Genomic DNA, 8,875 nt, shown 5'->3' on the forward strand with positions numbered 1-8,875 from the left:
GTTGTTTGGTCATCTGACACCTCGATCTGGCGAGCATTCTCGCCTAAATGGGTGTCCGGTTTCATTAGACCACTACAGATTAACCAACACGAGGGTATTTTCTGCCATCTCAGCAGCGTCTGTTTTCTTCGTACGCTTCTTATAATCGGCAGATGCCTTAGCGCTTCCAGCCCCCGAACCGAACTCCCATTTCGATTTTCCGGCAGGGACGAACTCTGCCCCCTCGGTGGTCTCCAGACTGCCGTCCCAACCTCGAACCTGTCCGGCATCTCCACCTGGGAAGCGGAAGCGACTGACATCTGTGACGGACGCTTTTATCAGGTCAGCAATCATGTCAGGAAGGTACACGCGAGCATCGAGTCGTTTTGCCCAGGCAGCTAAGTCCGCCTCATCTATCCATTGCATGTTTTTTTCTCCTTTGAGTCTGCGCCATACAGATTGAAAGCCCGACCATTACGATTGGTTTTCGAAGGCTCGCAAGCGTTGCTGCAAGATCTCCTTTTTACTGCCAACGGACAACCACGCAATCAAAGTAACTACAAAGTTGGCATACATCAGAATGACCACTCTCGGCCCGTCTATGCCAATCGCCTCTTCGGTGTGCATTGGTTAAATCAGATTCAAACGGTGGTCAGCGACGATGGGATCGTACGGTCAAGTGCGATGTGCTTACACAGCACACGCTAGATAGAGTGCTCCTCTCCCGAAACACGCCGGGGACCCTGTCATTTTTGCCCTGATACGGGTGCGCAAACTCGCGTAACCGCGTTAGCGACACCCCTGCCAACTTAGTTAACTGGTTAACTCGGCTAGCCGACAATTCACCTCAAAGCCAAGCAGGCTATGGCTTGCAGCCGGTCACCAAGGAGTTAACCGGCTAATTTGCTCGGTTAACTCTCGCAGCAGGAAATGAAGAGCTATCTATCGCCAGCAGGCCACACACCTGACAGAAGACTCACATGGGAGTCATCCAAACCAAAGTGAAGTTCTGTCACTTCTCCCCGACCAACGACATACCTGGAAATCCGGGTATCTAGTCAACCCTGATCGGTGAATTGCCCCTGTCTAATGTCCTCAGGTTTGAGGGCACCTTCCCTTCGGCCACGCTTCTGAAACTACCAATTTTGGTTGAGTCGCTTGATTTTGGTTGTTTCGATGAGATTGACACTTTCGTCTCGGTGAGACGACTTGGTCTCACTCACTCGGCTGACTTCTCAGCCGAGCGCCTGGACGGGGCTCAGAGTTCAAATCTGATCCTGCTGGTTCTAAAACCCGACAGGGGAATGGCCCAAAGCTGACCTAATCTGAGCACACTAGGTGCTTGGACGAGATATGAGCAAAATCCCACGCATCTAACTACGGCACCAGAATCAGAGCGCAACACCGTCGGCGCAAAATTGGTCAGGCGGCGAAATTCGTCTATTCCGGCGCGATCAGATCTCGGATCGCCGTCAATGTGTGGTGGTGATCGCCATCTCTTCAAGCCTAAGGAGTGCAGTAATTTTGCATACCTTCCGGGGACTCAGGCCTGTAAGAGGGTGCTAATGCCCTACCCTCACTTCGGTCCGTGACAACCGTTCAAATCTCAGGCTCCACTGTGTAGAAATCAACACGGTCCCGACCTGCCTGAGTACGCGCAATCCTTCCCACCATTATCCGAAGCACTCCCGATTTTTCCCGAACTAAGATCGAGGATAAGCCCCTTCACATTGCGACAAGGGTTCATTCCTCAAGACAACACCCCGTCATTACGTCTGTCGAGGATTGGCAGAGCCCGAAAACAGCATCGCTTGGACAAATGCGGTGACCGACTGGGCAGCGTTTTGGTCTCGGTGAGACGATTTGGTCTCACTGATCGGCTAACCTCAAAGCCGACCTCCTCCGTGGAAACCCTGCTAACCCAGTGCTGCTCTGCTTTGGCCACCGCAGCTAGGGTGGCGCGGGAATCTACGCGGAGGATCAGCAGTAGCATCTTCAGTGCCTGATGTTATTGATCATCTTGCTCTGTAGCGTTCGCGAGCGCCCTTTGAACTGCCACCTCCATAAGTAAACAAACATCGGTGCTCTCCGGAAACTCTCTTTTCAACCAAGTAGAGAGAACGAATGCATGATTGAGATAATTAACATAGGTAGTCCCGTCATATGCAGTACACAAGACTACTTCTTGCTCATTGCCACCAGCTGCTGCGGGAACATAAACACCCCCATTACTGGCAACCCCAATTGAACGTTTCCAACGGGGAATTTTTTTCCCCGCCGGCGATTCCAATTCAAGCCATCTCATCAGTCAATTCCTTGATAGAGATAATTATTCTGACCATTCAAAGAAGACTACCCCTTTGCTGCCTTAACCGCGTCGGTGACAATTCCATTTAATTCCGCCAAATCAAATGGGTTTTTCACCACATGCGGATCACTAGTGCGACCAAAGTACAAATGAGTTAGCCGAGTTCGAATCTCAATTTTCTTTTCTTCAGGCAAAAGCTCGATAAACGGTCCAATCGATGCAAGCTCAAGCTCTGTCAGCCGCGCTCGATCCGCATTTGAGCGATGTCGAGCCGACTCCCGGGCCGAATACCAAGCAGGAGTGGTTATAACAATTGCGTAAAGGAGTCGTATTAGGATGGCTGGCGCAGTCTCGGCCGTTAAAGCTTCCCCCCAAAACTTTATAAATGTTGCTGCGGCTACTGCAATACCGACTGCAAGAATTCCAAGGGTGACAAGGCGCCAAATGTTTGCCTGCTTTGACTCATTATCAGCAATGCGCTGATAGTTTCCCGTCGCACCGATGTTCCCTACGACCTGGACAATCTGTGCTGCTTGACTCCGCTTCTCCTCCAGTTCCGAAACAAGCGCTTCGGTGCTGTTTTTAATTGCATCAATAAGCTCCTCTACTCTACCCGAGCTTACCCGAAGCGATTCTTCAAAGTTCTGCTGTCGCACGCCTTCCGCCTGAGTAAAGGTTTGCTCTAACTTAGCGACTGCCGCTGCCGCCTCCGCTCTTTCCTTAACGGCACTCTCAGTTATTTCGTTTAACTTAGCCCTTAATACCAGAACCTCCTCATCCAACTCCACGAGATGAGCAGATAATGAATCGCTTGCATCGGCCACCTGACGAACGCTTTCCATAGCAAACTTTTGTTGAGCTTGTAGAAGCTCTGGAAGCACATCGACAAGTATTGGCTGAGCACTTGGCGTGAATGCCCACATGGCAGGCAAGATATTACCTTCTAACGCCGAGACTGCATTATCTAAATGAACAGGATTCTCATCACTGATAAACCCCGTCAACTCGGCTAGTAGAGGTTGTAGATGGTTGTTTATTGAGTTAAGACCGGTGAGACTTTGCAGCTCCTCCGGTGTTGATTTTAGAAGATTTTCGAGAACTTGAACGACTGCAAAAATCTTATTTCGAGAGTATGTATATCCCTCATTAAATGTGACTGCCTCAATCGAGAATACAGGCAATCCCCGCATCTCTAAAATACGACGCACAGTCGCGTGTAGTGCGTGATCCCTGAGCGCAGAGAAAGACATTTTTGCCCCTGATAATCTGCCTGCCTAGCGATGGGTTCGCCAGCGTCCTATAGACGCGAAGCTACTATTTAGCCAGCACTCTGTCCATCTTCGTCGATCGGATATACTTGGAGAACGCAAGCGGTGCCACCGCTGACCGGCCTGAGCTGCTGCGCCTGCTCAAAGATGCGCGCAAGGGTGACGTGCTGCTGGTGGAGTCGATAGACCGCCTCTCACGCCTTCCTGTGGAGGATTGGCAGAAGCTCAAGGCTGCGATTGATTCCAAGGGGTTGCGCATCGTCGCGCTCGACCTACCAACGAGCCACCAGGGCATGCAGGACACCAAAGGCGACGAGTTCACCGGGCGGATGCTCGGCGCAATTAACTCGATGCTGGTGGAAATGATGGCCGCCATCGCTCGCAAAGATTACGAGCAGAGGCGCGAGCGCCAGGCCCAAGGTATCGAGAAGGCCAAGGCCGCCGGTAAGTACCAGGGGCGCCCGGTTGACGTCGATCTGCACAAGCGCGTGTCTGAACTGCTCGCCGCCGGCCTTGGCATCCGCGCAACAGCTCGGCACGCCAACTGCTCTACGACTACGGTGCTTAGGATCAGAGACGCCATCTCCTGACTATCTGACCCGAATTTTGTTTCCGTTCCATCTCTTCACCGCACCATCAATGTTCATCCCGTCGATTACAGCGCGACCTGCGCCATCTGCTGAGGGGTAAATGTGAGCCGCACTAAATCCCGCCTGAGAGCAGAGCCTGAGCAGTCTCGCTGACTCGAAAACCGGTATGGTGATCTTTATTAGCGGGCTGTCTGGCAGATCGGAGAAATAGTTCTCGAACCCTTGGACGACAAATTCACCATCGCGTTCTCCAGAGTGCGGATGAACGGTGAACAAGCCACCTTGCGCTGCGAGATGTCGACTGACTGCGCCAGGCGCCCTATGCAAAACCACTTCAGGGTGAAGCCCAATAAGTTCGATATCCAAAGCCCAAATAGCCAAACGATCAGTTTGTTCCCATTCACCAAACCTGCTTAACGCCGAACTGGCTGCGAAATATGCTGCCGTGTAAGCCTTTGTAGTCCAGTCCAACAGTCGTGTTGGCACACCGTGATGCTGCGCCATTGCCATGAGATCCAGGATTCGAGTATCCGGCCAAAGTGAGGGATTCCTAAAAAACCGACCCGCCTTCTGCGTATTCATCACCTCGCGCCGAAATTCCTGAGAGTCATTCGGGATCGAGATTCCAATGTTGTCGCAATGGCGAGCAAAGCTGCTCAGATACTCAAGCTCAAGGAAAACCATGAAGCTTGCGTCCACCATTTCGCCTTCGGTAGTAATCGGCGGCTGGTTTCTTGGACGAAGGATTGAGGGAATTAATGACCAACTGGAGTCGGCCTGCCCCCGAAATATGCAGCTGTGGGGCCCTGGCCTCAATTGGTTTGTCGGAGACAAAGCCAGCCAAAGATCGTCGGCTGTCTGAAGGGGCATTTCCGTAAAAAGCGGGTGATTTTTTGCCATTGCGCATCCGTGCCGATGAGGTAGCAAATAGCGAAGGCGAACAGTAATGCACCCACCCTGCACCCATGGGGGTTTTACGCTGGGAGCATAAATCGCTGGAAGCCTTGAATTATATGGTGTCCCAGGGCAGGTTCGAACTGCCAACCTTCCCCTTAGGAGGGGGATGCTCTATCCAATTGAGCTACTGAGACACTGACCGGCCGCAAGGACATGCGGCGCGATGGACGGCGAGCATGTTAACGGGCAACCCCGGGTTTGTCATGTCGTCTGTGGGGCTTTTTAAGTGTAGGCAATCATATCCGCCCGACAATCTCCTGATAGCAACACGGAGCCTGGCGCCTCATCAATCCTGCAGCTGTGTTTCGTGGACACCTTCGTGCCTCACCAGGTCGAGCAAGCGGCTCACCCCCGACGACAACTCACCGGAGTTATCCAGCAGGAATATGCCTTTCGCCTGGTCCTCGGCGGCACGGCTGGCGAACAGGGCATTACGCTCAAGCCGGGCCTCGATTTCCATCGCACTTTCACGCCCTCGCCGCTCAAGGCGTCTGCGTAACACCTCGGAGCTGACGGTCAACAGAATGGGCTGCAGCGCCGGATAGCGTACCCTGGCTTGCGGTAAATGCCCCCTTGAACCATTGACCAGTACGTGACGCCCTTCAGCCAGCCATTGATCAATCTGCACGGGGATACCGTAATCCAGCCCGTTGGCGTGCCAGCTCAGCGCAAAGCCCCCCTGGCTCGCCAGTTCGGCGAAAGCCTGGGGGGTAACGCCAATGGCCTCCTCTCCGACCGACTCGGCCGACCGGGTAATCACCCTGCGCGCCACGGCACAATCCAGGCGCGCCAGAGCATCGCGAGCCGCGTCGATCAGGCTGTCCTTGCCAGCCCCCGACGGCCCCATCAGATAAATCAGTCTGCCACCCATGCCGCCCTCCCCCATTACCTGCCCACCCTAGCAATTCGGCTACATGCCACTATTCTGTATAAGGCAAGGAACAAAGTACGAACCCGCCTGTCAGGTAAAAGGATGCGATCAGTCATTCGAATGGCTTGAGTGTTTTCAAACCAGTCCGCATTTCTGATAATAGGTGCTGGCATAATGCCTGCCACCGGTTCAATATTTGTCACAGAATTGGCGCCAAGGATCTGGCTTATTTGAGGCATGATGCGGGCCTCTTATCAATTCAGGTTGAACATTTGGCGGTCGAGCTTGTCCTACTGACATCCCGCGGCCAATTCCGAGAACCGCTCCCCTGAACTAACCGGTTAAATATATGCGCCCATTGAAACAGGCAATTTATTCCAGCCGTACGGCTGACAAATTCGTCGTACGCCTGCCAGACGGAATGCGTGAACGCATTGCCGAGGTGGCACGCAACCATCATCGCAGCATGAACTCCGAAATCATCGCGCGACTGGAGCAGAGTCTTATTCAGGAAGGCGCACTGGGCGAAGAGCTGAGCATGCGCCTGGACAGCCCCGAGCTGTCATTGCACGAACGCGAACTGCTGCAACGCTTCCGCCAGCTGTCCCACCGCCAGCAAAACGCGCTGGTTTCGCTGATTGCCCATGACGCAGAAATGGCCGCAAATCCAGCCTGATTCCATCCCGAAAGTTCAAGCCAGCCATACATGGGCTGGCTTTTTTTTGCCTGGCATTCAGGCACTCGCCTGCTCGACGGCACGCTCAGCCGCCATCGGCACCAGGTTTATCCAGGAAAAAATGAAGCTGCGCGACCCGCTCATTCAAGCAAGGTCGCGCCTCAATGACTCAGAGCAGGAAAATCGTCGCCAGCCCGAGGAAGATAAAGAAACCGCCACTGTCGGTCACCGCCGTGATCATCACACTGGCCCCCATGGCAGGATCGCGCCCCAGGCGCGCCAGGGTCATCGGGATCAACACCCCCATCAATGCCGCCAGCAACAGGTTGAGCGTCATGGCGGCCGTCATCACCACCCCCAGCGACCAGCTGCCATAAAGCAGGTAAGCCACCACGCCAATGACACCTCCCCAGACCAGGCCGTTGATCAAGCCTACCGCCAACTCCTTGCGCATCAGGCGCGAGGTATTGCCAGTGCTGACCTGATCAAGCGCCATGGCGCGGACGATCATGGTGATGGTCTGGTTGCCCGAGTTACCGCCAATGCCCGCCACGATCGGCATCAATGCCGCCAGGGCCACCAGCTTCTCGATAGAACCTTCAAACAGCCCGATCACCCGCGAGGCAACGAACGCCGTGATCAGGTTGACCGCCAGCCACGCCCAACGGTTACGCAAGGACTTCCAGACCGAGGCGAAGATATCTTCTTCTTCGCGCAGACCCGCCATGTTGAGCACTTCGGTTTCGCTCTCTTCACGGATCAGGTCGACCATTTCATCGATGGTCAAACGACCAATCAACTTGTTGTTCTTGTCGACCACCGGGGCCGAAATCAGGTCATAACGCTCAAAGGCCTGGGCGGCGTCATAGGCGTCTTCATCCGGGTGAAAGCTCACCGGATCGCTGGCCATGACCTCCGAAACCTGCTTGTCGGGATCGTTGACCAGCAGTCGCTTGATCGGCAGGACGCCCTTGAGCACGCCGTCATAGTCCACCACGAACAACTTGTCGGTATGGCCCGGCAACTCTTTGAGGCGACGCAGGTAACGCAGGACCACTTCAAGGCTGACATCCTCACGGATCGTCACCATCTCGAAGTCCATCAAGGCGCCGACCTGTTCCTCGTCATAGGACAACGCGGAGCGGACACGCTCACGCTGTTGGCCATCGAGGGCTTCCATCAGCTCGTGGACGACGTCTCGCGGCAGCTCGGGGGCCAGGTCAGCAAGTTCGTCGGCGTCCATCTCCTTGGCGGCTGCCAGGAGCTCGTGATCGTCCATGTCGGCGATCAGGGTTTCACGAACGGAGTCGGAGACTTCAAGCAGGATGTCGCCGTCACGCTCGGCCTTGACCAACTGCCAGACCGTCAGGCGGTCGACGAGCGGAAGCGCTTCAAGGATGTAGGCAACGTCGGCGGAGTGCAGATCATCGAGCTTGCGTTGCAACTCGACGAGGTTCTGCCGGTGGACCAGGTTCTCGACACGATCGTGATGAGCACCTTCCTGACGGTGAGTCAGGTCTTCGACCACCCGCTGGCGATGCAGCAGCTCAACGACTTGAGCAAGGCGGTCCTGCAAGCTTTCTTGCGTTTTTTTTACTTCAACTTCAGTCATAGGCGAACTCCACTCCCAGCAGCGGGGCACGCCGGAAGGATCAATCAGTCAATTCATGATTGGTAAAACGAAATAGTGAGTAACTACTGGGTAAGTCCATGGAGGTAATCCAAAAGCCCCGGCGGGGCTGACGGGCGCAATGATACACCGCTTGGCGTTTTTAAACGTTAAAAAATCCAGCCCAGAACAAGCGCTTGCGAGATAAACCTGAGCGCTCTCCACACCTGTGAAACTGCGACGACTCTTTCTGAAAAGAAAACACACCCGCACCGAAAAATCTCGCTGCACCCCTCAGACTAGACCGCCCAGAAGACAGAACGTCGCGAAGCGACCATCAATCAATGAGAGTTTTTTGGCGCTGGCCTGTGGGACGCAGGAAGCGTACCCGGCACACCTGACAAGGCGAACACACGAGGCTGGCTATACGGCCGAAAGGAGCCCGGAGCGCACCGACCACGCTCGACGAGAAAGGATCTGCAAAAGCCAAATCCCGGACAGCAAAAAGCCCGCGTTAGACGCAGGCTTTTTGGTGTTTGGTGCACTCGACAGGATTCGAACCTGTGACCGCTCGGTTCGTAGCCGAGTACTCTATCCAGCTGAGCTACGAGTGCATG

At 54.4% G+C, this 8,875-nt stretch carries 7 protein-coding genes, 2 tRNA genes and 1 pseudogene; 2 read left to right on the forward strand and 8 right to left on the reverse strand.

The annotated features are described in order from the left end of the window. Positions 1-72: 72 nt before the first annotated feature. The 3 genes from AC3WQN_RS17380 to AC3WQN_RS17390 form a co-directional block, all read right to left on the reverse strand. A complete protein-coding gene (locus AC3WQN_RS17380; RefSeq protein ID WP_178081904.1) occupies positions 73-405 on the reverse strand; it encodes a hypothetical protein in 333 nt (110 codons plus the stop codon). 1,582 nt (positions 406-1,987) lie between these two features. Beyond that, positions 1,988-2,284 carry a hypothetical protein gene (locus AC3WQN_RS17385; RefSeq protein WP_146038376.1) on the reverse strand — a complete coding sequence of 99 codons (297 nt, stop codon included), beginning with the start codon at positions 2,282-2,284 and terminating at the stop codon, positions 1,988-1,990. Positions 2,285-2,331: 47 nt separating this feature from the next. After that, positions 2,332-3,537: a hypothetical protein gene (locus AC3WQN_RS17390; protein ID WP_103400395.1), complete on the reverse strand. Its 1,206-nt coding sequence runs from the start codon at positions 3,535-3,537 to the stop codon at positions 2,332-2,334. A gap of 101 nt (positions 3,538-3,638) precedes the next feature. On the opposite strand from AC3WQN_RS17390, the pseudogene AC3WQN_RS17395 reads away from it, so the two are divergent. Next, positions 3,639-4,145, forward strand: a pseudogene (locus tag AC3WQN_RS17395) (recombinase family protein); the annotation flags it as partial. Here the strand turns inward: AC3WQN_RS17395 and AC3WQN_RS17400 are convergent. From AC3WQN_RS17400 to phnN, 3 genes are all read right to left on the reverse strand, one after another. Beyond that, a complete protein-coding gene (locus AC3WQN_RS17400; protein ID WP_103400394.1) occupies positions 4,146-5,045 on the reverse strand; it encodes an FRG domain-containing protein in 900 nt (299 codons plus the stop codon). A 114-nt stretch (positions 5,046-5,159) separates the two neighbouring features. Further along, positions 5,160-5,236, reverse strand: a tRNA-Arg gene (locus AC3WQN_RS17405). 152 nt (positions 5,237-5,388) lie between these two features. After that, positions 5,389-5,973: a phosphonate metabolism protein/1,5-bisphosphokinase (PRPP-forming) PhnN gene (phnN, locus tag AC3WQN_RS17410; RefSeq protein WP_103400393.1), complete on the reverse strand. Its 585-nt coding sequence runs from the start codon at positions 5,971-5,973 to the stop codon at positions 5,389-5,391. 349 nt (positions 5,974-6,322) lie between these two features. Between phnN and AC3WQN_RS17415 the strand changes: the two genes are divergently transcribed. Then, the gene (locus AC3WQN_RS17415; RefSeq protein WP_095083540.1) at positions 6,323-6,649 is read left to right on the forward strand and encodes an Arc family DNA-binding protein; all 327 of its coding nucleotides are present in this window, start codon (positions 6,323-6,325) and stop codon (positions 6,647-6,649) included. 169 nt (positions 6,650-6,818) lie between these two features. Here the strand turns inward: AC3WQN_RS17415 and mgtE are convergent, their stop codons facing one another. Further along, positions 6,819-8,261: a magnesium transporter gene (mgtE, locus tag AC3WQN_RS17420; protein ID WP_103400391.1), complete on the reverse strand. Its 1,443-nt coding sequence runs from the start codon at positions 8,259-8,261 to the stop codon at positions 6,819-6,821. A gap of 534 nt (positions 8,262-8,795) precedes the next feature. After that, a tRNA-Arg gene (locus tag AC3WQN_RS17425) sits at positions 8,796-8,872 on the reverse strand. Between the last annotated feature and the right edge of the window lie 3 nt (positions 8,873-8,875).

It is taken from the genome of Pseudomonas sp. FW300-N1A1, from assembly GCF_058789115.1.

Excerpts from the sequence above, each read along its gene's own strand:
- AC3WQN_RS17380 (WP_178081904.1), bottom strand. The coding sequence starts at position 405 with ATGCAATGGATAGATGAGGCGGACTTAGCTGCCTGGGCAAAACGACTC.
- AC3WQN_RS17385 (WP_146038376.1), bottom strand. The coding sequence starts at position 2,284 with ATGAGATGGCTTGAATTGGAATCGCCGGCGGGGAAAAAAATTCCCCGT.
- AC3WQN_RS17390 (WP_103400395.1), bottom strand. The coding sequence starts at position 3,537 with ATGTCTTTCTCTGCGCTCAGGGATCACGCACTACACGCGACTGTGCGT.
- AC3WQN_RS17400 (WP_103400394.1), bottom strand. The coding sequence starts at position 5,045 with ATGGCAAAAAATCACCCGCTTTTTACGGAAATGCCCCTTCAGACAGCC.
- phnN (WP_103400393.1), bottom strand. The coding sequence starts at position 5,973 with ATGGGTGGCAGACTGATTTATCTGATGGGGCCGTCGGGGGCTGGCAAG.
- AC3WQN_RS17415 (WP_095083540.1), top strand. The coding sequence starts at position 6,323 with ATGCGCCCATTGAAACAGGCAATTTATTCCAGCCGTACGGCTGACAAA.
- mgtE (WP_103400391.1), bottom strand. The coding sequence starts at position 8,261 with ATGACTGAAGTTGAAGTAAAAAAAACGCAAGAAAGCTTGCAGGACCGC.